At 61.6% G+C, this 26,518-nt stretch carries 19 protein-coding genes, 1 pseudogene and 1 riboswitch; of the genes and pseudogenes, 12 read left to right on the top strand and 8 right to left on the bottom strand.

Features of this window, described 5'->3' with window-relative positions:
* The first annotated feature begins 142 nt into the window (after window positions 1–142).
* A complete protein-coding gene (locus ABVN20_RS08930) occupies window positions 143–961 on the top strand; it encodes a M48 family metallopeptidase (RefSeq protein ID WP_368555293.1) in 819 nt (272 codons plus the stop codon).
* A gap of 148 nt (window positions 962–1,109) precedes the next feature.
* Here ABVN20_RS08930 and ABVN20_RS08925 read toward each other — a convergent pair whose 3' ends face one another.
* The 3 genes from ABVN20_RS08925 to ABVN20_RS08915 all read right to left on the bottom strand — a co-directional run bounded on the left by ABVN20_RS08925 (window position 1,110) and on the right by ABVN20_RS08915 (window position 3,956).
* Entirely contained in the window at window positions 1,110–1,694 is a 585-nt protein-coding gene (locus tag ABVN20_RS08925) for a TMEM165/GDT1 family protein (protein ID WP_368555292.1), read from the bottom strand.
* 89 nt (window positions 1,695–1,783) lie between these two features.
* Window positions 1,784–1,906, bottom strand: a riboswitch (yybP-ykoY riboswitch).
* Between the two features lie 52 nt (window positions 1,907–1,958).
* On the bottom strand, window positions 1,959–2,957 hold the full coding sequence (locus ABVN20_RS08920; RefSeq protein ID WP_368555291.1) for a methyltransferase: 999 nt from the start codon (window positions 2,955–2,957) through the stop codon (window positions 1,959–1,961).
* Window positions 2,958–2,990: 33 nt separating this feature from the next.
* Window positions 2,991–3,956, bottom strand: a complete 966-nt coding sequence (locus ABVN20_RS08915; RefSeq protein WP_368555290.1) for a 2-hydroxyacid dehydrogenase — start codon at window positions 3,954–3,956, stop codon at window positions 2,991–2,993.
* Window positions 3,957–4,183: 227 nt separating this feature from the next.
* Between ABVN20_RS08915 and ABVN20_RS08910 the strand changes: the two genes are divergently transcribed.
* From ABVN20_RS08910 to ABVN20_RS08890, 5 genes are all read left to right on the top strand, one after another.
* Complete coding sequence (locus tag ABVN20_RS08910) at window positions 4,184–4,813, top strand: LysE family translocator (RefSeq protein WP_368555289.1); 630 nt, start codon at window positions 4,184–4,186, stop codon at window positions 4,811–4,813.
* 254 nt (window positions 4,814–5,067) lie between these two features.
* Window positions 5,068–6,750 (top strand): fatty acid--CoA ligase, encoded by a 1,683-nt coding sequence (locus tag ABVN20_RS08905; protein ID WP_368555288.1) that lies wholly within the window; start codon window positions 5,068–5,070, stop codon window positions 6,748–6,750.
* Between the two features lie 336 nt (window positions 6,751–7,086).
* Window positions 7,087–9,024 (top strand): DUF1302 domain-containing protein, encoded by a 1,938-nt coding sequence (locus ABVN20_RS08900; RefSeq protein WP_368555287.1) that lies wholly within the window; start codon window positions 7,087–7,089, stop codon window positions 9,022–9,024.
* A gap of 28 nt (window positions 9,025–9,052) precedes the next feature.
* Window positions 9,053–10,417, top strand: a complete 1,365-nt coding sequence (locus ABVN20_RS08895) for a DUF1329 domain-containing protein (protein WP_368555286.1) — start codon at window positions 9,053–9,055, stop codon at window positions 10,415–10,417.
* Window positions 10,418–10,716: 299 nt separating this feature from the next.
* The gene (locus ABVN20_RS08890) at window positions 10,717–13,449 is read left to right on the top strand and encodes a LuxR C-terminal-related transcriptional regulator (protein WP_368555285.1); all 2,733 of its coding nucleotides are present in this window, start codon (window positions 10,717–10,719) and stop codon (window positions 13,447–13,449) included.
* A 54-nt stretch (window positions 13,450–13,503) separates the two neighbouring features.
* Here the strand turns inward: ABVN20_RS08890 and ABVN20_RS08885 are convergent, their stop codons facing one another.
* Both ABVN20_RS08885 and ABVN20_RS08880 read right to left on the bottom strand, forming a co-directional pair.
* A complete protein-coding gene (locus ABVN20_RS08885; RefSeq protein ID WP_368555284.1) occupies window positions 13,504–14,853 on the bottom strand; it encodes a hypothetical protein in 1,350 nt (449 codons plus the stop codon).
* 12 nt (window positions 14,854–14,865) lie between these two features.
* Window positions 14,866–15,561, bottom strand: coding sequence for a DUF6875 domain-containing protein (locus ABVN20_RS08880; RefSeq protein WP_368555283.1), 696 nt, complete (start codon window positions 15,559–15,561; stop codon window positions 14,866–14,868).
* 387 nt (window positions 15,562–15,948) lie between these two features.
* Here ABVN20_RS08880 and ABVN20_RS08875 point away from each other — a divergent pair.
* A pseudogene (locus tag ABVN20_RS08875) lies at window positions 15,949–16,122 on the top strand (response regulator transcription factor); the annotation flags it as partial.
* 48 nt (window positions 16,123–16,170) lie between these two features.
* Here the strand turns inward: ABVN20_RS08875 and ABVN20_RS08870 are convergent.
* The 3 genes from ABVN20_RS08870 to ABVN20_RS08860 all read right to left on the bottom strand — a co-directional run bounded on the left by ABVN20_RS08870 (window position 16,171) and on the right by ABVN20_RS08860 (window position 19,610).
* Window positions 16,171–17,217, bottom strand: a complete 1,047-nt coding sequence (locus tag ABVN20_RS08870; RefSeq protein ID WP_368555282.1) for an AraC family transcriptional regulator ligand-binding domain-containing protein — start codon at window positions 17,215–17,217, stop codon at window positions 16,171–16,173.
* Window positions 17,214–18,128, bottom strand: a complete 915-nt coding sequence (locus ABVN20_RS08865; RefSeq protein WP_368555281.1) for a GGDEF domain-containing protein — start codon at window positions 18,126–18,128, stop codon at window positions 17,214–17,216. Before ABVN20_RS08865 ends, ABVN20_RS08870 begins: the two co-directional genes overlap by 4 nt.
* Window positions 18,129–18,206: 78 nt before the next feature.
* Window positions 18,207–19,610, bottom strand: a complete 1,404-nt coding sequence (locus ABVN20_RS08860) for a metallophosphoesterase (protein WP_368555280.1) — start codon at window positions 19,608–19,610, stop codon at window positions 18,207–18,209.
* Window positions 19,611–19,995: 385 nt separating this feature from the next.
* Between ABVN20_RS08860 and ABVN20_RS08855 the strand changes: the two genes are divergently transcribed.
* The 5 genes from ABVN20_RS08855 to ABVN20_RS08835 all read left to right on the top strand — a co-directional run bounded on the left by ABVN20_RS08855 (window position 19,996) and on the right by ABVN20_RS08835 (window position 26,438).
* On the top strand, window positions 19,996–22,461 hold the full coding sequence (locus ABVN20_RS08855) for a TonB-dependent receptor (protein ID WP_368555279.1): 2,466 nt from the start codon (window positions 19,996–19,998) through the stop codon (window positions 22,459–22,461).
* 23 nt (window positions 22,462–22,484) lie between these two features.
* The gene (locus ABVN20_RS08850; RefSeq protein ID WP_368555278.1) at window positions 22,485–24,380 is read left to right on the top strand and encodes a phytase; all 1,896 of its coding nucleotides are present in this window, start codon (window positions 22,485–22,487) and stop codon (window positions 24,378–24,380) included.
* An 88-nt stretch (window positions 24,381–24,468) separates the two neighbouring features.
* Entirely contained in the window at window positions 24,469–25,185 is a 717-nt protein-coding gene (gene tolQ / locus ABVN20_RS08845; RefSeq protein WP_368555277.1) for a protein TolQ, read from the top strand.
* 13 nt (window positions 25,186–25,198) lie between these two features.
* Window positions 25,199–25,642 (top strand): protein TolR, encoded by a 444-nt coding sequence (gene tolR / locus ABVN20_RS08840; RefSeq protein ID WP_368555276.1) that lies wholly within the window; start codon window positions 25,199–25,201, stop codon window positions 25,640–25,642.
* Between the two features lies 1 nt (window position 25,643).
* The gene (locus tag ABVN20_RS08835) at window positions 25,644–26,438 is read left to right on the top strand and encodes a TonB family protein (protein ID WP_368555275.1); all 795 of its coding nucleotides are present in this window, start codon (window positions 25,644–25,646) and stop codon (window positions 26,436–26,438) included.
* Window positions 26,439–26,518 lie beyond the last annotated feature (80 nt).

Below are 26,518 nucleotides of genomic sequence, written 5' to 3'. Positions count from 1 at the left end.
CGGCTGCGGCCGGCCGGTGATGTGAATTTTTTCCTACAGCACACGGGGCTTCATCTGAAATGTTTGCTTGTGTGTCTGTTGTATCTGGCGCCAATACAAATGGGCGCCTAGGATAGCCGGCATGTTTTCAAGGAGTTTATTGATGAACAAGCGATTGGTTGTGTGTGCTCTGGGCGCGGGTCTGTTGCTCGCCGGGTGTCAGTCGGTCAACACCACCAGCGGTGGGGCCGTGGGCGTGGAGCGCAAACAGTACATGTTCAGCATGTTGTCCACGGACGAAGTCAACCAGATGTATGCCCAGTCCTACCAGAAGACCGTGGGCGAGGCGAGCAGCCAGGGCGTGCTGGACAAGACCAGCGCCGAGGCCAAGCGTGTACAGACGATTGCCAATCGGCTGATTGCCCAGGCACCGGTTTTCCGTCCGGATTCGGCCCAGTGGAAATGGGAGGTCAACCTGATCAAGAGCGACGAGCTCAATGCCAACTGCGGGCCGGGCGGCAAGATCATTTTCTACACCGGGCTGATCGACACCCTGAAACTCACCGACGATGAAATCGCGGCGGTCATGGGCCATGAAATTGCCCACGCCCTGCGCGAACACGGCCGTGAAGCCATGTCCAAGGCCTACGGCATCGAGATGGCCAAGCAGGGCGCCGGCGCCTTGTTCGGCCTCGGCCAGGACAGCCTGGCGCTGGCCGACACCGTTGCCAACTACGGCATGACCCTGCCCAACAGCCGCGCCAACGAAAACGAAGCGGACCTGATCGGCCTGGAACTGGCCGCTCGCGCCGGCTACAACCCGAACGCGGCGATCACCCTGTGGAACAAGATGAGCAAGGCCTCGGAAGGCTCGCCACCGGAGTTCATGAGCACTCACCCGAACTCCAGCAGCCGGATCGCTTCCCTGGAAGCGGCGATTCCGAAGGTGATGCCGTTGTACGAGAAAGCGCCGAAGTCCTGATTTTGCGTTGTTGCGGCTGACCTAATCGCGACGGTTCGACGCCTCGACAGGCTCGCTCCCACAGTTGATTTTCATTGAACACAAATGTTGTGTCCGACAGAGAGCCAATGTGGGAGCGAGCCTGCTCGCGATGAACGATTACACGGTTTTAAACCCACCCACTACTCTGCATCGCCTTGTAAACCGCCACCACCGCCAGGATGAAGAACGCCGACGCCGCCAGGCGACGGATCAGGGTCAACGGCAGTTTCTCGGCAGCGAAGTTACCCGCCAGTACCACCGGCACGTTGGCAATCAGCATGCCGACGGTGGTACCAATGATCACCAGCCACAGTTCCGGGTATTGCGCGGCGAGCATCACCGTGGCGATTTGCGTCTTGTCACCGATTTCCGCGAGGAAGAACGCGATCAGCGTGGTCAGGAACGGCCCGAACTTGCGGGTCGTGCTGGCTTCGTCGTCATCCAGTTTGTCCGGCACCAGGGTCCACAGCGCGGTTGCGGCAAAACTGGCGGCGAGAATCCAGTGCAGCATCGCATCCGAGAAGAAACTGCCGAACCAGGCCCCGACTGCACCGGCGGCTGCGTGGTTGGCCAGGGTGGCGGCGACGATGCCGGCGATGATGGGCCACGGTTTACGGAACCGGGCAGCCAGAATCAGCGCGAGCAGTTGCGTCTTGTCGCCGATTTCGGCCAAGGCAACGATTGCGGTGGGAACGAGAAGTGAATCCAGCATCAGGGTTTTCCTAAGGGGCGGGTCGACACGGCTATGACACGTACAGCCTTCCCGCCCCGGGTAAGGTGTGCGTGTCATAGGTCTTGTCAAACCCTGCGCTCCGTCTGATGCGGAGGCTTGGGTCGCATGCGCCATGGTCTGAGGACCAAGTATGTTGACGCACGCCGGACGAGCATGGCGCTCGTGGGAGACTACTCCCCTAGGACGGAGCGGATTCTGCCTAGGCAAATCCGATTGGGCAAGCCCCTTTTTTGAAAAGACGTGTCAGCCGCGCTTGGCCCGGTAGATGCGGAAACCCTGTCCTTCGGCCTTGATCGCACACACGCCAAGATGCTCTTCGATCAGTGGCTGGTACTTCAGGAAGCTGTTGGCGACCAGGCGAAGTTCGCCGCCGTTTTTCAGATGTTTTGCCGCTTTTCGCAGCAAATTCTCGGTAGCCTGGTAGTTGGTGTGCACCCCGACATGGAACGGCGGGTTGCTCAGGATCGCACTCAAACCCATCGGTGCGGCGTCGATGCCGTCACCGGTAATCACCTCGGCCTGCAGGCCGTTGGCCGCCAGGGTCAGGCGACTGCTGGCCGTGGCAAAGGCATCGACATCCAGCAGGGTCAGTTGACTGTCCGGGTAGCGACGCTTGACCGCCGCCCCCAGCACGCCGGCGCCGCAACCGAAGTCCAGCAAGTGGCCGCTCGGCAACTTGTCCAGGTGCTCCAGCAACAACGCACTGCCGCGATCCAGCCGGCCGTGGCTGAACACGCCCGGCAAGCTGATGACGGTCAACGGGCCTTCGGCCAGTGGCAGCTCATAGGTCTGAGCCAAGCTTTCCAGGGGTTTGGCCGCTGGCGCGTCGGCCACGGTGACCTGCCAGAGTTGGCAATGCCGGGCACTGTCGAGCTTGCGCGGTTTGCCGAACGGGTTCAGTTGTTTGGCCGCGCCTTCGATACCGCTGCGCTTTTCTCCCACCAGAAACAGCTCGCGCCCGGCCAGGCGCGAGGCGAGGGCGTTGAGCAGGTAATCGGTGAGGTCGCGGGCCTTGGGCAGGAACAGCACCGCAGCCTCGAACTCGCGCTCGGGAGCGTTCACGCCGAAATGGCTGCGCCCGGCGAAACGTGCCTCCAGCCCGGCCTGATCGCCGGCATGCCAGCACCAGCCGTGGGCGTCGGGCAGGCGCCCGAGCAAATCGTCGGCGGGCAAACCGGCCAGCAACACCGAGCCCTGGAACAACTCGGCCTGACGAAGCAGTACTTCACTGCGCGGATCCATACTCTGCTCCCTGAAAAAATGTGCGGCAGTTTATCAACTGACGACCCGCAGTGCCTTACCGCTGAAGTAGCCCTGTGCGTTTTCGGTCAACTGGCCGACGATCCGCTGGCGCGCCTCGCGACTGCCCCAGGCGTTGTGCGGGGTGACGATCAGGCGCGGGATGTCGTCGGCGAGCAACGGGTTGCCGGCCGCTGGCGGTTCGACGCTGAGCACGTCGGTGGCCGCGCCGCCGAGGTGGCCATTGCGCAGGGCATCGGCCAATGCCTGTTCGTCGATCAGGCCACCGCGCGCGGTGTTGACCACGAACGCGCCCGGTTTCATCGACGCCAGTTCGCGGGCGCCGATGAAGTGGCGGGTGTGTTCGTTGAGCGGGCAGTGCAGGGTCAGCGCATCGACCTGCGGCAGCAATTCATCCAGCGGCAAACGGTCGGGGCGGGCAGGGCGGCCTGGAATCTGCCCGAGCAGCACGCGCATGCCGAACGCTTCGGCCAGGCGGGCCACCGCGCCACCCAGTTCGCCGTGGCCGAGCAGGCCGAGCGTCTTGCCTTCGAGCTCGACGATCGGGTAATCGAGCAGGCAGAACTGCTTGGCCTGTTGCCAGCGACCTTCACCGACGGCTTTCTGGTAATCGGCCAGGCGTGTGGCCAGGTTTAGCAGCAGCATGATCGTGTGCTGCGCCACCGACGGCGTGCCGTAACCCTGGCAATTGCACACCGTGACGCCATGGGCGCGGGCGGCGGCGAGATCGACGTTGTTGGTGCCGGTGGCCGTGATCAGGATCAGCTTGAGCTCGGGGCTGGCGGCGATGGTCGCGGCGTCGATCAGGATCTTGTTGCTGATGGCGACGGTCGCGCCCTTGAGGCGTTCGGCGACCTGTTCCGGCGTGGTCTGGGCGAACAGCTCCAGTTCGTCGAAACAATCGCGCAAGGGGGTGAGGTCCAGGTCACCGAGGTCGAGCGATGGATGGTCGAGGAAAACGGCGCGGCGAAAGTTCGTCATCAACTGTACCTTTTGTGCAATGAACTGAAAGCGTAATCTGCCGAGCCTACCAGATAGAAACAAATGGTTACTCCCTGCCGGCCTACACATCCCCCTGTAGGAGCGAGCTTGCTCGCGATGGCGGTCTGTCAGTTAACGACAATATCGCCTGACACACCGCCATCGCGAGCAAGCTCGCTCCTACAGGGGGTAATAGGTTTTTCGACCGACCACCCCGAGGTATCCCCTTGTACTGGACAGAATTCCTGACCGTCGCCCTTATCCATCTACTGGCCGTGGCCAGCCCAGGCCCGGACTTTGCCGTGGTGGTGCGTGAGAGCGTGACCCACGGCCGCCGCGCCGGTACCTGGACGGCGCTGGGCGTGGGCACGGCGATTTTCCTGCATGTCGGCTATTCGTTGCTCGGTATCGGCCTGATCGTGTCGCAGTCGATCATGCTGTTCAATGCCTTGAAATGGGCGGCGGCCGCCTACCTGCTGTACATCGGCTTCAAGGCCCTGCGCGCGCAGCCGGCCAAGCCGGTGGCCGATGACCTGCACAAGGAAGCGGGCGAGCGCACCGCCCGTGGCGCGTTCACCTCGGGCTTCGTCACCAACGGCCTGAACCCCAAGGCCACGCTGTTCTTCCTGTCGCTGTTCACCGTGGTCATCAACCCGCACACGCCGCTGGCGGTGCAGGCCGGCTACGGCATCTACCTCGCCGCCGCGACGGCGACCTGGTTCTGCCTGGTGGCGATGCTGTTCAGCCAGCAGCGCGTGCGCGCCGGTTTTGCCCGCATGGGCCACTGGTTCGACCGGACCATGGGCGCGGTGCTGATCGCCATCGGGGTGAAACTCGCGTTCACCGAGATGCACTGACCGCGGCCCCCTATCCCTGTAGGAGCGAGCTTGCTCGCGATAGCGGTGTGTCAATTAACGACAATGTCGCCTGATCCACCGCAATCGCGAGCAAGCTCGCTCCTACAGGGCGGGTGTTTAAGCCTGTGAATGCTGGCGCAAAGCTAGCATTTACGCGGCTCTGCAAATCATTCCTTTGGCTGATTTGGCCGGCGTGCAAGGGCACTAGAGTGCTTACTTTCAGCCACGACCGTGCAGTCAGAAAAGGGATTCTTATGTTGCAGACTCGCGTTATCCCCCCAGCCGAAGGCGCTTACCAGTACCCATTGCTGATCAAACGGCTGCTGATGTCCGGGGCTCGCTACGAGAAAACCCGCGAGATCATTTACCGCGACCAGCTGCGCTACACCTACCCGACCCTGATCGAACGGGTCGCGAGGCTGGCCAATGTGCTGACGGCGGCCGGGGTCAAGGCCGGTGACACCGTGGCCGTGATGGACTGGGACAGCCATCGCTACCTGGAATGCATGTTCGCCATCCCGATGATCGGCGCGGTGATCCACACCATCAACGTGCGCCTGTCGCCGGAACAGATCCTCTACACCATGAACCACGCCGAGGACCGCTTCGTGCTGGTCAACAGTGAGTTCGTGGGGCTGTACAACGCCGTGGCGGGCCACTTGACCACGGTGGAGAAAACCCTGCTGCTGACCGACCTCCCGGAAAAAACCGCAGACCTGCCCAACCTCGTCGGCGAGTACGAGCAATTGCTGGCGGCTGCGAGCCCGCAGTACGACTTCGAGGATTTCGACGAGAATTCGGTCGCCACCACCTTCTACACCACGGGCACGACCGGCAATCCCAAGGGCGTGTATTTCACCCACCGGCAACTGGTGCTGCACACCATGGGTGTGTCGACCATCATGGGCGCCATCGACAGCGTGCGCCTGCTGGGCACCAACGACGTGTACATGCCGATCACCCCGATGTTCCATGTGCACGCCTGGGGCCTGCCGTATGTCGCGACGATGCTCGGCCTCAAGCAGGTCTACCCTGGCCGCTACGACCCCGAGTTCCTGGTGGAGCTGTGGCGCAAGGAAAAGGTCACCTTTTCCCACTGCGTCCCGACCATCCTGCAAATGCTGCTCAACGCCAAGGCGGCGCAAGGCACGGATTTCAACGGCTGGAAAATCGTCATTGGCGGCAGTGCACTGAACCGGACGCTGTACGAAGCCGCCAAGGCCCGGGGCATTCAATTGACCGCCGCCTACGGCATGTCGGAAACCGGGCCGCTGGTTTCCTGTGCGCACCTCAACGACGAGCTGATGGCCGGCACCGAAGACGAGCGCACCACCTACCGGATCAAGGCCGGCGTGCCCGGCCCTCTGGTGGAAGCGGCGATCGTCGACTGTGACGGCAAATTCCTGCCCGCCGACGGGGAAACCCAGGGCGAACTGGTACTGCGTGCGCCGTGGCTCACCGAAGGTTATTTCAACGAACCGCAAAAAGGTGCCGAGCTGTGGGCCGGCGGCTGGCTGCACACCGGCGACGTGGCGACGCTCGACAGCATGGGCGTGATCGACATCCGTGATCGCATCAAAGACGTGATCAAGACCGGCGGCGAGTGGATCTCCTCGCTGGACCTCGAAGACCTCATCAGCCGCCACGTAGCGGTACGCGAAGTAGCAGTGGTGGGCATCGCCGATCCGCAATGGGGCGAGCGTCCGTTTGCCTTGCTGGTGATCCGCGAAGGCCATGCCATCGGGGCCAAAGAGCTCAAGGAACACCTCAAGCCGTTTGTCGAGCTGGGGCACCTGAGCAAGTGGGCGATCCCGAGCCAGATCGCCCTTGTTACTGAAATTCCCAAGACCAGCGTCGGCAAGCTCGACAAGAAGCGCATCCGCCTCGACATCACCGAATGGCAGGCGACCAACAGCACTTTCCTCTCGACACTCTGAGTGTCATTTGGCGTGCCCAAAAGGGCACGCCACCCCCACCAAGCAAGCGCTTGGCTTGTCAAATCCGAATTTTCAGCCATTCTTCCCGTGCCGACAGGGGTCGGCCTGGCGAAAGGACTGTTCCAGAGTGGCTGGCAGCTCAAATCACACTTTAGAGGGATCAAGCTCTACTACCTGCTGGCTATAGTCCGCTCAAGGATTTTTAAGAACGGGGCACACGCACTAGACGGGGCGATGCAATTTTGGAGTGACTTCGGGAGGCCTTTGGCGCCCGGTCAACCAGGCGTTTTTAAAAGTACTCACTGCCATAACAATAATGCACATGGAGTAGCGTCGATGACATCAGCAAACCAGTTCTGGCGCCGGGCGAAACTGCCTCTGGCGGTCAGTCTTGCCTCCACGCTCGCCGGGCCCGCATTCGGCGTCAGTTTCAACATCGGTGAAATCGAAGGTCAATTCGACTCGTCGCTGTCGATTGGTGCCAGTTGGTCGACCGAGAACGCCAACAAGAACCTCATCGGCGTCAACAACGGTGGGCGCGGCCTGTCCCAGACCTCTGACGACGGTCACCTGAACTTCAAGAGCGGTGACACCTTCTCGAAGATCTTCAAGGGCATCCATGACCTTGAACTGAAATACGGCGACACCGGCGTCTTCGTCCGTGGCAAATACTGGTATGACTTTGAACTCAAGGACGAAAGCCGTCCGTTCAAGGACATCAGCGACAGCAACCGCAAAGAAGGCGCCAAGTCCGCCGGCGGTCAGATCCTCGACGCCTTCGTCTACCACAACTACTCGATTGCCGATCAGCCGGGTTCCGTGCGTCTGGGCAAGCAGGTGGTGAGCTGGGGTGAAAGTACCTTCATCGGTGGCGGCATCAACTCGATCAACCCGATCGACGTGTCCGCGTTCCGCCGTCCAGGCGCCGAGATCAAGGAAGGCCTGATCCCGGTCAACATGTTCTACGTGTCCCAGAGCCTGACCGAGAACCTCTCGACCGAAGCGTTCTATCAACTGGAATGGGACCAGACCGTCGCCGACAACTGTGGCACGTTCTTCTCGCAGCCGGACGTGATTGCCGACGGTTGCGACAACAACCTCGCGGTGCTGCGTACCCGCAACGGTCTCAACAGCTCGCTGGCAGCCGCCGGTTTGCCAGCCCCGGCGCGTAACGCTGTCCTCAATACCCTGGGTGCCCGTGGCGTGACCTGGGGTAACCCGGACGAAGGCGCGATCGTTCGCCGTGGCCCGGACCGTGATGCCCGCGACAGCGGCCAGTTCGGCGTGTCCTTCAAATACATGTTCGAGCCGCTGGACACCGAGTTCGGTGCCTACATGATGAACTACCACAGCCGTGCGCCAATTTTCAGCGGCAAAGGCGCGCCGGCGAGTGCCTATAGCGGCGCGGGGCTGGTTGGCTCATTGGTCGGTGCAGGTATTCCCCTTGCTACCGCAACTGCGTTGGCTCCATCGTTGCTGCCATTGCAGGTGGCGGGCAACTCCAGCTACTTCGTCGAGTATCCGGAAGACATCCGCCTGTACGGCCTGAGCTTCTCCACCACCTTGCCTACCGGCACCGCGTGGAGTGGTGAGTTCAGCTACCGTCCGAACGCGCCGGTGCAGCTCAACACCACCGACATCCTGTATTCCGGCCTGACCCCGCTGGACCCGCGCGTGTCCGTACTGCAAGGCCGCCCGAATACGGATCAGCACGGCTATCGCCGCAAGGAAGTCAGCCAACTGCAAACCACCTTCACGCACTTCTTCGATCAGGTGATGGGCGCCTCGCGTCTGACCGTGGTGGGCGAGGTGGGCTGGACTCACGTAGGCGGCCTGGAGAGCACCTCCAAAGCTCGTTACGGTCGTGACCCGAGCTACGGCCCTGGCCCACTGCCAGGCGGTCAGTGCCAGGCGCTGAACGCTTCAACCCTGGCCGGTGGTCCGCAAAACAACGTCAGCCGCTACTGCGAAAACGACGGTTTCACCACCAGCGATTCGTGGGGCTACCGTGCTCGCGCCATCTGGGAATACAACGACGTGTTTGCCGGTGTGAACCTCAAGCCGAACATCGCCTGGCAGCATGACGTCGATGGTTACTCGCCTGGCCCTGGCGGCAACTTCGAGGAAGGCCGCAAGGCGGTCAGCCTGGGTCTGGACGCCGAGTACCAGAACACCTACACCGCGTCGTTGGCCTACACCAACTTCTTTGACGGCAAGTACACCACCGTGGATGACCGCGACTTCGTTGCGCTCAGCTTCGGCGTGAACTTCTAAGCACTGAATTTTCAGGACGAACACACTTATGAAAACAACAAAGAGTCTGTTCCACGCGGGTGTTCTGGGGCTGACACTGCTGGCCACCAGCGTGATGGCTGCGGTCCCGGCGGCCGAAGCGGACAAGCTGGGTAAAAGCCTGACGCCGATGGGCGCCGAGATGGCGGGCAATGCCGACGGTTCGATCCCGGCCTGGAAGCCGATGGCGAAAAACGCCGGCAGCGTTGACAGCCGGGGTTTCCTGGCCAACCCGTTCGCCAGTGAAAAACCGCTGTTCACCATCACCGCGCAGAACGTCGATCAGTACAAGGACAAGCTTGCACCGGGCCAGTACGCGATGTTCAAACGCTACCCCGACAGCTTCAAGATGCCGGTCTACACCTCCCATCGTGGTGCCACGGTGCCCGATGAAGTGTTTGCCGCCATCAAGAAAAACGCCACCAACACCACACTCGTGGGCGGTGGCAACGGTCTGGAAAACTTCGATACCGCTGTGCCGTTCCCGATTCCAAAGAGCGGTGTAGAGGTGATCTGGAACCACATCACCCGCTACCGCGGCGGCAGCGTGACCCGTCTGGTGACCCAGGCGACCCCGCAGGCGAATGGCTCGTACAGCCTGGTGTACTTCCAGGACCAGTTCGTGTTCCGCGACCGGATGAAGGATTACGATCCGGCGAACCCGGGCAACATCCTGTTCTACTTCAAGCAGAAAGTGACCGCGCCGGCGCGTCTGGCCGGTGGTGTGCTGCTGGTGCACGAAACCCTCGACCAGGTGAAGGAACCGCGCGCGGCGTGGGTCTACAACGCCGGTCAGCGCCGTGTGCGCCGGGCACCGCAAGTGTCCTATGACGGTCCGGGTACCGCAGCCGATGGCCTGCGTACCTCCGACAACCTGGACATGTACAACGGCGCGCCGGATCGTTACGACTGGAAACTCGAAGGCAAGAAAGAGATGTACATCGCCTCCGACAGCTACAAGCTCGACGATCCTACACTGAAGTACTCGGACATCCTCAAGGCCGGGCACATCAACCAGGACCTGGCGCGTTACGAGCTGCGTCGTGTCTGGCACGTGGTCGCCACCCTCAAGGATGGCCAGCGTCACATCTACGCCAAACGTGACTTCTACATCGACGAAGACACCTGGCAAGCCGCGGTGATCGACCATTACGACGGTCGTGGCCAGCTGTGGCGCGTGGCTGAGGCGCATGCCGAGAACTACTACGACAAGCAAGTGCCGTGGTACGCCCTGGAAACCCTGTACGACCTGCAATCGGGCCGTTACCTGGCACTGGGCATGAAAAACGAAGAGAAGCAGGCGTACGACTTCGGCTTCACCGCCTCCGTCTCGGACTTCTCCCCGGCCGCGCTGCGTCAGGAGGGTGTCCGCTAACCGTCACTGAAGAGGCCGCATCCTCGAAAAAAGCCCCGACCTGTTCGGGGTTTTTTTTGTGTCACAGAAAGCCCTGTAGGAGCGAGCTTGCTCGCGATGGCGTCAGAACATTCAACATGATGTTCGTCTGAAAAGGCCCCATCGCGAGCAAGCTCGCTCCTACGGGTTAAAAGAAATGTCATCCCGCCTTCGTAGACTTTTTGTAGCCATTTGTAGCAATAACCTTCATTCCCCGCGCGTTTACCGCTAGTCTGCAAAAATCTGCAACGCCGCCACCGTAATCCAAACAAGAGCCGGCCATGACTGATCTGTCCCCCATCCCGGGCCCTGCCAGCGCTGCCGTCGCAACGTTGGACGGACGTTTTTTCCGTCCGCCGTTGCCCGACGGTTACGTGCTGCGCCCGCGTTTATGCGAGCGTTTAAGCGCCGGGCTCGGTGGCAGGTTATTGCTGGTCAGTGCACCGGCAGGGTTTGGCAAGAGTTCGCTGGCCGTGGAGTTCTGCCAGGGTTTGCCCGGTCACTGGCAAAGTTTGTGGCTGGGGCTGAGCCCACGGGACAATGACCCGGGCCGGTTTCTCGAACGATTGCTCGAAGGCCTCCAGGACTTTTTTCCACAACTGGGCCGTCAGTCCCTCGGCCTGTTGAAAATGCGTCAGCGCCACCAGCCCTTCGCCTTTGAAGAATGGCTCGACGGCCTGCTCGACGAATTGGCCGTGCACCTGTTGCCGACGGCACCGCTGCTGCTGGTTCTCGACGACTACCACCTGGCCCAGGGCCCGGTGCTCGACCGCTGCCTGCAATTTTTCCTCAATCATTTGCCCGATGGCTTGCTGGTGATGGTCACCAGCCGCCAGCGTCCGGACTGGCACCTGGCGCGCCTGCGCCTGTCCCGCCAGCTGTTGGAGCTGCATGAACAGGACCTGCGCCTGACCCACGAAGAAGCTTCGACCCTGCTCGATCGGCACAGCACCTCCCTGCGCGGCGAGGCGCTGGAGAACCTGATCCAGCGCAGTGAAGGCTGGGTCGCCGGCCTGCGTTTCTGGCTGCTGGCGGCCTCCGAAGCGGGCGCCGAAGGGGCGTTGCCGCAGTCCCTGAACGGCGGGGAAGGGCTGATCCGCGATTACCTGCTCGAAGAGGTCATCGACTGCCTACCCGCCGACGTGCAGGCGTTCCTCTACGACACTGCGCCCCAGGAGCGCTTTTGCAGCGAGCTGTGCGACGCCGTTCGCGAGGCTCATGACAGCGCGGAGATCCTGCGTTTCCTGCTGGCGCATCAGGTGTTCCTGGTGCCGCTGGACGAGCATGGCCACTGGTACCGTTATCACCATCTGTTTTCCGATCTGCTGCGTACCCGACCCACCCGTCAGGCAATGGTGCCGGCGGCCAGCCTGCACTTGCGCGCCTGTCGCTGGTTCAACGCCCAGGGCCTGCTCGATGAGGCCGTAGAGCAGGCGTTGCGCGCCGGGCACCTGGATGTCGCCGCCAACCTGGTGCAGAACCTGTCCGAAGAACAACTGCTGGCCGAACAGAACGTCGGCATGTTGCTGCGCTGGAAGATGGACTTGCCCGACAGCCTGCTGATCAGCACGCCCCGGCTGATCGTGCTGTACAGCTGGGCGTTGGGGCTGGCCTGTCAGCTCGACGCCGCCGAGGAACTGGCCAGCCACCTCAGCCGGTTCCTGCCGGCGCCCTCGGCCACCGCGCAGAAATCCATGCTCGCGCAATGGCTGGCCCTGAGCGGGATCATCGCCCGCGGGCGCGGCAACCGGGCGTTGACGCTGCTCTATTGCAGCGAAGCGCTGGAGAGCCTGCCCGCCAAACGTTATGGCCAGCGGCTGATGTGCCTGTCGACCCTGTCCAACCTGGCCATTGCCGACAGTGACCTGTGGCGCGCGCGCGGCTTGAATCGCGAGTCGCTGGAGCTGGCGCAACGGGTCGGCAATCCGCTGTTCGAGGCCCTCGCGCATTATGACCGCGCGCGGGTGTTGCAGGCGCGGGGCGAAATCCTGCGTTCACTGGAAGAAGTACGCCAGGGCCTGCAACGCTTGCAGGGCCTGTCGTCCCAGCGGCTGTACGCGGTGCGCGCGCGATTGACGCTGTACGAAGGGTTTCTGTTGGCGCTGCGCCTGCAACCGCAAACCGCGCGGCTGCGTTTACAGACCGGCCTGAGCGAAGCCCGCGCCTGTCGCGACATCAGCGTATTGATCGGCCATTGCGTGGTTGCCCGGCTCGAAGGCAGCAGCGGCGAATTCGCCAAGGCCTTTGCCGAGCTGGCCGAAGCCGAACGGTTGATGCACATCTGGGACGTGCCGCCGATTTATTACCTGGCGATGATCACCCTGGTCAAATGCGAGCTGTGGCTGGCCCAGGGCCGTACCGACCTGGCCGAAGCCTGGCTGGCGCGCCTGGGCCAGACCTACAACGGTGAACAACCGGCGGCGCCGCCGGAGTTCCATCCGCAATTGCCGTTGCACATCGAATTGCAACAGGCCTTGCTGGAAGCCATCCAGAAGCAACCGATGCTCGCCGAAGGGCGCTTGCATGCGCTGCTCGAACGTGGCCAGCAAACCGGCCATCAACTGCTCAGCACCATGGCCCTGGCGCAACAGGTTGAACTGTTGCTCGATAACGGCCGCGAGCCGCAAGCGCGACAGGCCTTCGCCCAGGCGCTCGACACCGCCAGCGGTGGTGCATTGCAGCCTTTCGACAGCCTGTTGAACAAGCACCCGGACTGGCTGCGCGAACAGCTGCAGCACTGCGCGACGGCGACGTTGACCCCGAGCCTGTTGGAGCGTCTGCCCGTAGTGGCAGCCCGGATCTCCACGGAGCCGGCCTGTGAGCCGCTCAGCTCCCGTGAACTGGCGGTACTCAAACTCATCGCCCAAGGCTGCTCGAACCAGGAAATCAGCGATCAGCTGTTCATTTCCCTGCACACGGTCAAAACCCACGCCAGCCACATCAACAGCAAGCTGGGGGTCGAGCGACGGACCCAGGCGGTGGCGCGGGCCAAGGAATTGGGGGTGTTGGCTTAGTCACATGTCTTAACGGTCAGCAAATCCGTTAATGCTCTCATGTGCAAAAGCCACTCAAAGACTCGAAACTGCCCGTCCCTGCCGAACGTGACGCACTTCGACGATGATGATTTGCTTTGCGGCTTTATCGAGTAGAGAGTCGATTGCGTTGCTGTTGTCTTCGTCCAGGTTGGCATCCCATTCATCCAGTAAAAGGATTGGAGCCCCTGAAGAAAGTGCATTCTCGACTTCTTGAATCCGCAACTGTCCAGTCGACAATCCCTCCCCCTTGCCTGAAAATTTTGCGTCTGGAGTCATCAACAGCGCATCAGGGAGGCCTTGTTTGATCAACTTCAAGAATGTTGATTTGCCCGACCCGTTCTTGCCAGTCACGGTATACCTGCCCCCGCCGATCTCGGGACTGGACAGCCGTTGAATGAGCGCTAATGGCAGAATAATCCTGGTCGAATCGGTTTCGCAGACACTGACAGCTTGAAGGGAAGTCAGGCTCATATTGTAGTCATCCAGTGTGCTGGAGAACGCCTCGAGATTACGTAGCTTCGCCCGCACCAAATAAAACTGGCTCAAATAGATGCTCAATGCGTGAACGCTGCCAAAGACTTGCAAGCTGCGAGGGAGTACGGCCACCAGCGCACCCATTGAGGCCAACGTGAACAGGCTCGAGTACTCAAGCAGCAGCATCACGGACACGGTGGCGACGATGATGGGAAGACACGCGACGGCTTGTTCTAAAGCCACGTATCGGTTGACCTCGGCAAAATACCGGCCGGTTTTGTCGTCCAGTTCACTGAAACCCTGTTGACGCATCGCCCGACTGCCGAACATAGCGAGTCCCCACGTCCACTCGACCGTGAGCAGTGCTTCTAACTTACGACGTTGCATTTCCCCTGCTGACCGCTCAATGCGATGACGCAAAACAATTACGAACAACAAAGAGACCGTCAATGAGGCCGCCATGACGAGGGCGATTTGCCAACCTATGGAGATGTAAAAGACCAGCAGGGTTAACGCTACGTTCAAACTTACTGAAACAAACCCAATATAGAACTCACAAGCGTAGCCCAGGGTTGATAGTGCTTCGCCGCCGAGCCACTGAGAGATGGCTTTGCGATTTTTGTCGCTGGCGTAACGTAGACTCGCGGTCGATTTTACCAGCGTTGAAAAAGAATACCGATGCCACGCGGCATTTGATGCAAGGTTGGTAAAGAGGCTAGCAGCTGAGCTGGCCACATAGCCTAGCAAGGCTAACAGGAAGAACAGAGTCACAAAGACAAACACTTGTTCCACACGCCCATCACCCAAGGCCAGACCTGCTTGAGCAATGTAATACGTTGAAAGAGCGAGTAACACCTGTTGGGTAATGGTGAACCCAAATGCAGCGACCATCCGCCAATCACTATCCATGAACGTCCCCACTCAAATCCAGAACACGCTGCACAGTGACGCAAGCAATATGACCAGGCTCCCGCCAATTCCCAGTTTCAGTAGATAGCGCCGACGAAGTATCACCGCCTCCGAAACCTTCGCTTTGGCGTATCCCTTCAAATGCGCCCCCGAGAATTTCCCAATGAATGAATTCAGAAACTTCAGTTTGGAGAACAAACCGTAATGACCTGGGGTCAGGAACTGGAGGTCCTGAGCAGTGAGGTCCCTGAGCACCAGTGTGGGACTTGGCGTGCGTAGCGGGAAATAGTTATTAGCGTGGAGACTCGGAGCCTGGCTGTCTTTGTACAAGGCTCCAATCATCAGCTCTTCTCTGATGCAGTCAGGTTTAGCGGCAATGTGTACGCGCAGCAAACGGACAATATCAAAACCTTCTTCCAAAAGTATGATTACAGCGCCGAACGATGGGGTCGTCCGCTGCTTGTAGAATGCCACGCATCCACGAATCAGCTCGAGCAGTTGCTTGTCAGTGCCTTGCGTCTCGAAATAGGTGAGATGAATATTGTTGTCTGCCAAAGCCTTGGGCATGAATGGACACATCACACCATTCCTATGAGGATGCTGCGCAGTCAAGAAATTACGCAGATAGGGAGACACGCCCTCGAAGCTGGTTTTTACAAACTCTGGCAAACCCGTCGGCACGGGCTCATTGATCGACCATACACGCATACGTTGTCCTTAACGTAAAAGCCCCCCTGTTTCAGGAGGGCCTTGATCTCATTGACTTACCAGTTCCAGCCACAAGGGGGACGGAGTGGGTGAACAGGCACACCGCATCCTGCGGCTATCGCGATGTACAGGTTCTTGAGCATTGTGTTACGCCGAGCATCATTGAAAGTCTTGCCTTGGCGAGCTTGTGTGAAGGCGTCGGAAAGCGGGTCAGCAAAGTTTGCGTCCATGTAAAAACTCCATTTATTGAATGACTATCAAGCGCTGTTGATAGTCATTCAAGGTTAGATGCGATTCTATCTTCCCGCAAGATTTTTCAATCGGATCACCAGTACTGACCGATTCCCTCGTACCTCGCCGGTCTCTGTCCGACTGCGCGTGAGAAATCTGGCAGTACTCAAACTCATCGCCCAAGGCTGCTCGAACCAGGAAATCAGCGATCAGCTGTTCATTTCCCTGCACACGGTCAAAACCCACGCCAGCCACATCAACAGCAAGCTGGGGGTCGAGCGACGGACCCAGGCGGTGGCGCGGGCCAAGGAATTGGGGGTGTTGGTATAACCGTTCACTGGCCGCGGCAGGCAGGGCGCTCACGGCGCAATGTCGGCCTCAGGTCCAGAGCATCCCGCCCAGCTCACTGGGTGTCCGCCCCGTCCAGCGCTTGAACGAGCGACGGAAGTTGGTCACATCGTTGAAGCCCAGGTGTAACGCCACTTCTTCATTGCTGTAACCCTTGACCTGATAGAGGTACAGCGCGAGATCGCGCCGGCTCAGGTCGAGTTGTTCCTGAAAGTGCGTGCCGTGCCTGGCCAGCCGCCGCTTGAATGACGCCGGGCTGGTGTCGAACGCCGCCGCTACCCGCTCCAGGCTCAAGGGCTGGCGAATATGCCGGTTGAGGTGTTCGTGAACCCTGTCGAGGAAACTGCATGACCAGCCCCAGGCCTGCAACTGCTCGTTGCAGCTTTGCCGGGCTACTTGTGCGGCGGTCGAGCCGCTGCTCGGCCAAGGGCGCAGCAGGTACTCGCGGGGCAGGCTCATGACCGTGGAAGGGCGGTCAAAGCTCAGCTCGTCCCCCAGATGCACCCAGTACTGTTCCACATAGCCGGGCTCTGGATAGGCAAACTGGAAACGCCAGGGCAGGCGCTCGCCCTGCTGGCGACGGGCGAGGGCGACGATGCCTGTCATGCTCGCTTCCAGGAGGAAGGTGCTCAGGTCGTCCGCGCCGCAGCTGTCGCGCCAGTACAGATGCAGATGGTGATCGTCCAGGTGCATCACGGGCGTCAGCAAGGGCGACAGTAACGGGCGGTAATCGCGGATCAGCTCCAGGGCCTGGAGCAGGTGGTCAGCCTGCTCCAGCAGGGCGCTGCTCGCGCCGTAATGGCCGGGCCACAGGCGTTGGCCGAACAGGAAGCTGGTGTCGGCGGCGTGCAGCAGGCGACGCGCATTGGCGAACAGACGCAGGCACTGCCGTGGGCTGATCAGTGCGCGCCCGGTCAGGATGTCCTCATAGAACAACTCGCTGCCGCGCAACAGATGATGGGTGTCGATATGGCGAGCGCGCGCCATATCAATCAGCACCGCGGGTAGATGATGGGCGGCAATGAAGCGCTGGTCGCAGTCGTAGGCGCCATCGGCATCCGGTGCAAGGCCTGTCATGCGCTGCGCGCCAGGCGAGGCTTGGCTTGCGCCAGCGCGGTATTGAGGCGCTTGAGCAGCTGCGCTTCATCTTCATCCTGTGCCATCACCACCGCCACGGTGGCTTGCAGGTGCAGGCGCTCACCATCGCGCTGGGTGCGGTGGCCCAGGCTGGCGATGCTCTGGCGCATGTCTTGCGCGATTGTTCTTGCCTGGGCTTCGCCCGTGTCGGGCAATACGGCGACGAAGCGGTCGCCGGCCAGGCGGCAGAGCATATCGCGCTGGCGCAGGTTGAACAGCAGCACCTGTGCGGTGACCTGCAACACCTGGTCGCCTTCTTCCTGGCCGTGGCGCTGGTTGATCAGGCTGAAGTCGTCGAGGTCGATGGCAATCAGTGACAGCGGCCGCTCACGGTTTTCCGCCTTGTCCAGGACCTGGCGCAAGTGCTGGCGCAAGTACTGGGCACCCGACAGCGGCGTCAGATGGTCAAACAGGCGATGGTCGCGAAACAGTTTTTCGCGCTTGCTCATCTGCACGTTGATCGCCTGCTGTTCGCGATGCAGGTGATACATGCCGAGGGTCAGCAACAGCATGCCCAATGGCATCGGCGCGGTTTCCAGCCAGTTATCCCAGGTGGCCTCGGCAGGCAGGCGGATGAACTCGTCGAGGGTGTCCATCCACATCGAGAAGGTCAGGCAGCACAAGCCCAGGGCCAGTTGCCGCGTCACGCTGCCGGCGGGGCGAGCGCGCAGCAACATGATCAGCCAGCCGAACCAGATGACCGCCGTACCGCCTTCGCCGGCCACGTCCATCCAGTTGATCTCGGCCCAGTGCTTGGTTTCACCGGCTGCCAGGTAGATCAGCAGGCCGCAGTTGGCGGCCAGGAACAGGCCGACCAGAGTCAGGCTGTGCATCTTCAACTGCGACTTCATGCTGCGCCTCCTTGCACGCAGCAGGGGCTGCGCCGAATCCTGGGAGGATGCGCGGCGAATATTGCAAACCGATTGCACTTACTTGGCCCTCCCGGTGCACGGCAAGCCATCGGGGCCGGTCTCGCCGTTGCAAAAGCGTTCAGCCTGTTTGTGCAGCTTGGGTTCGTGCAGGACTTTCCTGCCCTTGGCGTCGCGCTGGATATCGAAGGCGTCGTACAGCCGGTTGTCGGCGGTGTAGGTGCGAATGCCGAGGCGGTTCTGTTCCACCGCAATGGTCTGGAACAGTTGGGTGTCTTCGGCGCTGCGATCAGGCTGGGTACGCGCGCGATCGTTGAGGCCGTACATCTTCGAACCGGTGACCGAAACCATGTAAACCGGCCCGATCGCCTGGTTGGCCTTGAGCGCCTTGCGCGTCGCATCGCGGCCCTCGGCGTGGGTCAGGCGGCTGTAGCAATGGTCATGGCCTTGCAGTACCAGATCGACCTTGTAGCGATCAAACAGGGGTTTCCACGCCGTTTTCAATGGCTCGGTGTCTTCCGGACGCGCGCAGGTGAAGATCGGCTGATGCATGACCACGATGTTCCAGGTGGCCTTGCTGGATTTCAGGGCCTCTTCCAGCCAGTGCGTTTGCGCCGGCAGAGTGCCCAGGTCCAGTGCCGACGTGCCGTCCAGCACCACGAAGCGCACCCCCTGGAAGTCGCTGACGTAGCTGGTGTCGGGCACGCCCTGGGCACCATTGCGGGGCAGGGCGAACTGCGCCGGGAAGTGTGGGCTCAGGTTGCGGCCTTCCGAGCCGTCGGGCAGCAGGGTATCGAGGTATTCGTGGTTGCCGGCCGCCGTCAGTTGCGGGATGGCCGCATAGGCCCAGCCGCCCGCCTGGTTCCATTCACCCCATTCATCGTCGTGGGCCAGTTCTTCGCGCGAGGCCACCAAGTCACCGGCATGTACCACCAGCGCCGGGTGCGCGACGCTGCGCAATGCCTGGCGAATGGTGCGCGATGCCTTGGCCAGAATGTCATTCTGGGTGTCGCCCAGATACAGGAAGGTGAACGGGGCGAAGCTCGCCCTGGCGGTACGGAACTGCTGCCATTCGCTCCAGCCCGCACTGCCTTTGACGCGATAGACGTAGGCGGTGTCCGGCGTGAGTTTCTCCAGGCGCACCTGATGGAACAGCGATGGACCGTTCTCGCCGTCCAGCCTGCGTGTTTCGCCGGTCAGCTGTTGCACCTGGGCAGTGACCTGTGGCCCCGCCAGGGCAGGACCGAACTCCAGCAGGCCGGTGGCTTGCTGCAGATCAGTGCGGAAGGTCACGGCCATTTGCGTTGACGCGTTGGCCCCCGGCGTCAGCACGATACGGTCGGCCAGGCTGCCGGCTGCATAGGGTTGCCCGACGGAGCGCGGCACCGGGTTTTCGTTTGCCTGGGCGGCGGGAGTGAGCAGGGCGCAAGTGATGAATGTGGCCAGTAAAAGGGGGCGATGCATGCAGGGGTTCCTCGATGAATCCGATGACTTGATGGGGCGTCACGGAAACAAAGCCACATGACGGTGCGGTTACCGGGAGGGGGGTCGATTGGGCTCAGGCAAGGTGGGGCGATCCGTGGCTTTTTTTCAGGTTGAATTCAGCGAGGGGTGCTGTGCGCCTGGGTTTGCACGCGAAGATCACGACGAGCAGGTCTATGGATAGATTGCGCACCCCGTCAGCGTTGGGGGTCATTTGAGCTCAAATGGCGCTGAAAACCGGCAAAAAATAGCGATTTAGAGCCTGTGCGCCGAATCGTGTCACGTGAATGCCACAAAGGATTTCTAACGTCCGCTGCCATTCCTGGTGTCGCCAGGGGCTATTGGAATGAGGGAATTCAAGGTGGCAATGCCAGTTCGTCAAACCCGTATTACCGGATTCAAGGTCAGCCTGCTGACCTTTGCCATCAGTGCGGCACCAGCCTGGGCTGAAGAAGCGATCGAGCGCGTCGATGTCATCGGCCAGGCCGCGAGCATCGAAAAAGCGCTGGCCGAGCAGAAAAACTCGGACTCCATCAAAAGCGTCGTGCACGCCGATGGTGTCGGTCAATTGCCGGACGACAACGCCGCCGAAGCCCTGCAACGCATTCCGGGGGTGTCGGTGGAGCGCGATCAGGGCGAAGGTCGTTTCGTCAGCGTGCGCGGCGTCGCTCCCGATCTGAACAGCGTGACCATCAACGGCACGCTGGTGCCGGCACCGGAAGGTGATCGACGCGCGGTGGCGCTGGATGTGTTGCCGGCCGAACTGGTGCAGTCGCTGTCGGTGGTCAAGAGCCTGACCCCGGACATGGATGCCAACTCCCTGGGTGGCACCATCGAGGTCAAGAGCCTGTCGGCCTTCGACCATGAAGGCCTGTTCTACACCCTCTCCGGCGAAGCCAGCCACGACACCAATGTGAGCAAGGACAGCCCGAAATTTTCGGGCGCGATCAGCGATCGGTTCAGCCTTGGCGATGGCACCGATAACTTCGGCGTGGCGACAGCCTTCAGCTGGCAAAAGCGCAAGTTCGGTTCGGAGAACGTCGAGACCGGCGGCGCCTGGGACTTCGATGACGGCGGGCTGGAAGAAGTGGAACAGCGCGACTACCAGATCACCCGCGAGCGTACCGGCCTGGGCCTGAACTTCGATTATCAGGCCGACGACTACAGCAGCTATTACCTACGCACCCTTTACAGCAAGTTCAAGGACACCGAAACGCGTAACGCCGCGGGTGTTGAATTTGCCGATCCCCAGGCCCCCGGCGCGCTGGGCGACGCCGAGGGCTGGCGCGACCTGAAATCGCGCAAAGACACTCAGGAAATCCAGTCTTACGTGCTCGGTGGTGAACGCCTGATCGACCTCTGGACCATCAGCGCACAGGCCGGCTACAGCCAGGCTACCGAGAAAGATCCGGGCGGTATCGCCGGTGCCAAGTTCGTCGGCGACTTTACCGATGTCGGCTTCTACGGCACGCGCAAACCGCGGCTCAGTACCGGCAGCGCCTTCTACGATCCAGCGTCCTTCACCCTCGATGAGGTCGAAGTCGAGAAGGTCGATGGCAAGGACAAGGAAAAGAACGTGCGCCTGGATCTGGCTCGTGACTACGACCTGCGCGGCAATGCGGCCCAGGTCAAGTTCGGCGGCAAGCTCAGCCGCCGTGACAAGACCAGCGATAGCGAAGTCTATGTTTACGATGACTTCGACGACATCAGCCTGGCCGGCTTTCAGGGCAGCAATGTCGATTACTCCCTGGGTAACTTCGGCAGAGGCATCAGCGCCGGCGCGGTCAAGAACCTGATCGGTGGCCTGGATCGTAATGATTTCTACGACGAAGAGAAATCGCGCATCAACGACTTCGACATGCGCGAAGACATCAACGCCGCCTACCTGATGAACACCCTGGACGTCGACGACTGGCGCTTCATCGCCGGGTTGCGTTACGAGGGTACCGAGTTCGAAGCCAAGGGCACCGGCCTGCGCGACGAGAACTTTGAAAGCACCCACAGCAAAAACCGTTACGACCACTGGCTGCCGGGCCTGCACGCGCGCTACCAGATCACGCCGTCAACCGCCGTACGCGCGGCCTGGACCAACACCGTGGTGCGTCCGACGTTCGGCCAATTGGCGCCGGGCTTCGTCATTGATGGCTTCGATGCCAGCTTTGGCAACCCGGACCTCAAGCCCCTGGAGTCGATGAACTTCGACCTCGGCATCGAGCACTACATGGGGCGTGCCGGCGTGGTGTCCGGTTTCCTGTTCTACAAGGACATCGAAAACTTCATCTACAACACCGACCTGGCCGGCACCGCAGGGTGGGCCGATTTCGACGAAGCGCTGAGTTTCGAAAACGGCAAGAGCGCCAAGCTGTATGGCCTGGAACTGGCCTACTCGCAGAAATTCGACTGGTTGCCGGCGCCGTGGAACGGCGTTCTGGTAGGCGCCAACCTGACCATGAGCAAATCCGATGCGGACATCCAGGGCCAGGGCGCCAAGCGTTCCATCGACCTGCCGAACCAGTCCGATACCGTCGGCAACTTCATGGTCGGCTGGGAAAACGATCAATTCAACATGCGCGTGGCGGCCAACTACAAGTCCAGCTACCTGTATGAAATCGGTTCGGTCGCCGACAAGCGCCAGGATCAGTATGTCGATGACCAGCTGTTCGTCGACTTCAAGGCTGGCTACTTCATTACGCCCGAACTGCAACTGACCTTCGAGGCGCAGAACCTGACCGACGAGTCCTACTACGTCTACACCGGTCGCCGCCAATACAACGCCCAGTACGAAGAGTACGGCCCGACCTACAAAGTCGGCCTGACCCTCACGCACTTTTGATCACCGGTTGGAACCCTTTTTTCATGCGTAAGTTAACTCGGTCCCTGTCGGGACTCTGCATCGCCCTGGCCGCGTGCCAGGGATTTGCATCGCCAGTGCCGGCGATCACCGTCGATCCGGCCTTGCTGGCGACACAGAACACTCAATGGTTGGCGGTTGGCTCATCGCGGACGACGGCCGAAAGGTTGCAGGTCGCTGACAAAGGCCTGCAGGTCATTGACCGCAACGGGCAGGTGCTCGGTGAATTGCCGGGGCGTTTTGAAGCCTTCGACCACCGCAGCGATGACGGTGGCGTGCTGGTCGCCACCCTGGACAAGAAGAAACAGCAAGCCTTGCTGGTGCGCTGGGAAGGCAATCGCTGGGGCAATACGCATTACCTGCCGAAAACCCGCTTCGCCATCGAAGGGCTGTGCCTGTTCCGCGACAGCGCGCGCAACGACTTTATGTTTTTGGTGGGCGAAGAGGGGATTGGCGAGCAATGGCTGGTGGCCCGCAACGGTCGCCCGCTGGACGAAGCGCTCAGGGTCCGTGCCCTGAGCCTGCCGCCGCAAAGCGGCTTCTGTCAGGTCGATGACCGCAGCGCCAGCCTTTACGTGAACGAAGAAAGCGTCGGTCTCTGGCGTTACCCGGCCGATGCCGAAGCGCCGCTGGAGCGTGAACCGGTGGAGCTTGTCGCGCCTTTTGGCGAGCTGGCAACCTCGGCTGCCGGGGTAGCGGTATTGCCCGAGGCGTTGTTGCTGCTCGACTCGAGCGCCGGCAACCTGCACCTGTTCCAGCGCACGGCCGAGCAGTGGCAACGGGCCGGCGTGGTCAAGCTGCAGGACTTCGACGAGCCGGAGCAAGTGAGCGCCCGCGCCACGAGCGAAGGCCTCGAACTGCTGCTGGTCGATGATGAGGGCGCCCGCAAAGCCGCCCTGAACTGGAAGCCGGCGCCGGTCGCGCAGGCGCCGGACATCGTGCACGTTGCTCCGCAAGTGCAGACCGACGGCGTCGCCAGCCTGGGTGATGCTGCCGACGATCCGTCGATCTGGGTCAACACGCGTCAGCCCGAGCGCAGCCGGGTGATCGGGACCGACAAGAAGGGCGGCCTGCTGGCCTATGACCTGGCCGGCAAGCAAGTACAAAGCCTGCAAGTCGGGCGCCTGAACAATGTTGATGTGCGTACCGGATTCCAGCTGGGCAAGCGGCAGGTGGACCTGGCCGTGGCCAGCAACCGTGACCACAACAGCCTGCACCTGTTCGCCATCGACCCGGCAAGTGGCCAACTGAGTGACATTGGCCAACTGCCGACCCCGTTGCACGAGATCTATGGCCTGTGCCTGTTCAAGGACCGTCAGGGCGCGATCCACGCCATCGCCAACGACAAGGACGGCACCTTCCTGCAGTACCGCCTAGCCGGCGACAGTGGCAAGCCGAGTGCCGAGCTGGTGCGCCGGTTCAAGACCCAGACCCAGCCCGAAGGCTGCGTCGCTGACGACCGCAACGAGCGCCTGTACATCGGCGAAGAAGATGTGGCGGTCTGGACCCTGGGCGCGCGCGCGGACGCTTCGACCGAGCTTGCGAAGGTCATCGCCGTGGGAGGCCCGCTCAAGGACGACATCGAAGGCCTGGGCGTCTATCACGGCAAGCAGCGCGACTATCTGTTGATCTCGAGCCAGGGCAATGACAGCTACGTGGTGCTCGAAGCACAGGCACCGTACCGGCTGCGGGGCAGCTTCCGGGTCGGCCTCAATGCCGAGCTGGGCATCGACGGCGCTTCGCAGACGGACGGCCTGGAGGTGACTTCGGCCAACCTCGGTGGCCCCTGGAGCGACGGCCTGCTGGTAGTGCAGGACGGCCGCAAGCGGATGCCCGAAGGCACCCAGAACTACAAGTACGTGGCCTGGTCGGCGGTCGCCGAAGCGCTGGGCCTGGAGTGACTGGCGCGGCGTTGCGCCTGTCATCAGCGCGCAACGTCGGGGCCTTCAACTATGAGCCGGGTGGCTCGCGACAACCAAGGAAATCGTCATGCAAAACCAAGCTCATCTCGAACATATGACCGTCTGGGGCCTGATCGGCGACGCCAGCCTCGTTGTCCAGGCCGTCATGGCGTGCCTGGTATTGGGCTCGCTGATCAGCTGGTACCTGATTGTCCAGCGCGGCGGCGTGCTGCGCCGCAGTGAGCGACTGTCCAGGGATTTTCTCAAACGTTTTCGCACCGAGGAAATCGGAGCCCTGTACCGCGAGAGCGCGCAGGAGCAACTGCCGGCCGATGCGGCCTTGCAGCGCATTTTTCAGGCGGGCTACCAGAGCTTCAACCAGTTCCAGCCGTACGCGGCCGGCCACCCGGACACGGTGCTCGAAGGCGTGGAACGCAGCCTGGCGGTGGTGATCGCCGAGCAGGAAGAACGTCTGGAAAAAGGCCTGCCATTTCTCGCCACCGTCGGTTCGGTGAGCCCCTACATCGGCTTGTTCGGCACCGTATGGGGGATCATGAATTCCTTCCTCGGCCTGTCCATGGTGCAGCAGGCGACGCTGTCGACCGTCGCGCCGGGCATCGCGGAAGCCTTGATCGCCACCGCCATCGGCTTGTTCGCCGCCATTCCGGCAGTGATGGCCTACAACCGTTTTTCCGCGCGCAGCCAGACCCTGATCGCCCGTTACTACGCATTTGGCAACGAACTGCAGGGCCGTCTGCACCGTCGCCTCAATGGGGCGACGTCGAGCATGGCCGCGGCCGCATAAGGAGGGTGTGACGATGCTGGTTCGACCGATTCGCAAACACGGCCTGAAGGCCGAAATGAACGTGGTGCCCTATATCGACGTGATGCTGGTGCTGCTGGTGATCTTCATGGTGACCGCACCGATGCTGGTGCAGGGCGTACAGATCGAACTGCCCAAGGTCGCGGCCCAGGCCCTGCCGACGCCGGGCGAACAGCGCATCGTCACCCTTTCGGTGAAAGCGGACGGCAGCTACTACTGGAACCTGGGCAGCGAAGTGGACGTCGTGTCGCAGACCGACACTGCCGTGAACAAGGAACAGATGGGCGAAAAAATCGCCGCCATCGTCGCCCGCTACCCAGAGGCCCAGGTGTACGTGCGTGCCGACCAGCATGCCGACTACGCCGCCGTGGTGGCCGGTATCGCCGAACTGCAGCGCGGTGGCGTCAGCCGTCTCGGGCTGATCACCGAGGCTCCCTGACATGAGCGCCATGACCATGACCCTGGACCTGCATGCACCCCGTTTTGCCTGGCGTGAACATGGCGTCGCCCTGGGCGCTGCGGTGGCCTTGCACCTTGGCCTGGCACTGTTGCTGCTCAATCTGTCGCAGACTTCGCCGTTAACGCCGGCCGTGTCGGTGGTCATGACCACCCAACTGATTGAACTCCCGGCGCCCGTCGTGGCGCCGCCAGCACCGCCACAGCCCGTCATCACCCCGCCGGCCCCTGCGCCGGAGCCGGTGGTCGCGGCGCCGCCCGTGGAACAGGCAGACCTTGCGTACAAACGGGTCGAGCAGGAGCGCCAGGAAAAAGCCCGCCAGCTCAAGCGCGAACAACAGCAGCGCGCTGAAGAAACCCGGCGCCAGGAGCAACTGGCGCGCGAGACGCAGCAGCGACAGGCGCAGGAACGCGAGCGCGAACAGCAACTGGCCCAGGCCCGCCAGGCCGAGGCCGACAGCCGAGCCGCTGCCGCTCGCGCCCAGGCCCAAGCCGAGGCCGAGGCGGCGAACAGCCAATACCTGCCGATTGCCAAGCAGGCCCCGGACTATCCGCAACGCGCTCTGGACCGCAAGATCGAAGGCGAATGCACCGTAGCCTACCGGGTAAACGCCCAGGGTCGGGTCGAAGATCCCCAGGTGCTGGGCGACTGCCATCCGTTGTTCGTCAAACCTTCGCTGGCGGCGGCCAAAAGTTTTCGCTATCAACCCCGGATCGTGAATGGCCAGGCGGTGGCCGTGGCGAGCGTGAAGAACACGTTCAGCTTCAAGATTCGCTAGGCAGGAGGGCCGTTCGGCAAGCAGAAGCGCAATTTCCGTCCATTGAGGTAAGCTGGGTGGGTCTTTTCGAGAGCGGCGGT

The organism is Pseudomonas sp. MYb118 (assembly GCF_040947875.1).
In the GTDB taxonomy this organism is placed as follows: Bacteria; Pseudomonadota; Gammaproteobacteria; order Pseudomonadales; family Pseudomonadaceae; genus Aquipseudomonas.
Note: the sequence above shows the minus strand (reverse complement) of the source record. Positions and strands in the feature narration are given on the sequence as shown.

Bases quoted from the DNA above. Each gene is read 5' to 3' on its own strand.
- ABVN20_RS08930 (WP_368555293.1), top strand. From the start codon at position 143: ATGAACAAGCGATTGGTTGTGTGTGCTCTGGGCGCGGGTCTGTTGCTC.
- ABVN20_RS08925 (WP_368555292.1), bottom strand. From the start codon at position 1,694: ATGCTGGATTCACTTCTCGTTCCCACCGCAATCGTTGCCTTGGCCGAA.
- ABVN20_RS08920 (WP_368555291.1), bottom strand. From the start codon at position 2,957: ATGGATCCGCGCAGTGAAGTACTGCTTCGTCAGGCCGAGTTGTTCCAG.
- ABVN20_RS08915 (WP_368555290.1), bottom strand. From the start codon at position 3,956: ATGACGAACTTTCGCCGCGCCGTTTTCCTCGACCATCCATCGCTCGAC.
- ABVN20_RS08905 (WP_368555288.1), top strand. From the start codon at position 5,068: ATGTTGCAGACTCGCGTTATCCCCCCAGCCGAAGGCGCTTACCAGTAC.
- ABVN20_RS08900 (WP_368555287.1), top strand. From the start codon at position 7,087: ATGACATCAGCAAACCAGTTCTGGCGCCGGGCGAAACTGCCTCTGGCG.
- ABVN20_RS08895 (WP_368555286.1), top strand. From the start codon at position 9,053: ATGAAAACAACAAAGAGTCTGTTCCACGCGGGTGTTCTGGGGCTGACA.
- ABVN20_RS08890 (WP_368555285.1), top strand. From the start codon at position 10,717: ATGACTGATCTGTCCCCCATCCCGGGCCCTGCCAGCGCTGCCGTCGCA.
- ABVN20_RS08885 (WP_368555284.1), bottom strand. From the start codon at position 14,853: ATGGATAGTGATTGGCGGATGGTCGCTGCATTTGGGTTCACCATTACC.
- ABVN20_RS08880 (WP_368555283.1), bottom strand. From the start codon at position 15,561: ATGCGTGTATGGTCGATCAATGAGCCCGTGCCGACGGGTTTGCCAGAG.
- ABVN20_RS08870 (WP_368555282.1), bottom strand. From the start codon at position 17,217: ATGACAGGCCTTGCACCGGATGCCGATGGCGCCTACGACTGCGACCAG.
- ABVN20_RS08865 (WP_368555281.1), bottom strand. From the start codon at position 18,128: ATGAAGTCGCAGTTGAAGATGCACAGCCTGACTCTGGTCGGCCTGTTC.
- ABVN20_RS08860 (WP_368555280.1), bottom strand. From the start codon at position 19,610: ATGCATCGCCCCCTTTTACTGGCCACATTCATCACTTGCGCCCTGCTC.
- ABVN20_RS08855 (WP_368555279.1), top strand. From the start codon at position 19,996: ATGCCAGTTCGTCAAACCCGTATTACCGGATTCAAGGTCAGCCTGCTG.
- ABVN20_RS08850 (WP_368555278.1), top strand. From the start codon at position 22,485: ATGCGTAAGTTAACTCGGTCCCTGTCGGGACTCTGCATCGCCCTGGCC.
- tolQ (WP_368555277.1), top strand. From the start codon at position 24,469: ATGCAAAACCAAGCTCATCTCGAACATATGACCGTCTGGGGCCTGATC.
- tolR (WP_368555276.1), top strand. From the start codon at position 25,199: ATGCTGGTTCGACCGATTCGCAAACACGGCCTGAAGGCCGAAATGAAC.
- ABVN20_RS08835 (WP_368555275.1), top strand. From the start codon at position 25,644: ATGAGCGCCATGACCATGACCCTGGACCTGCATGCACCCCGTTTTGCC.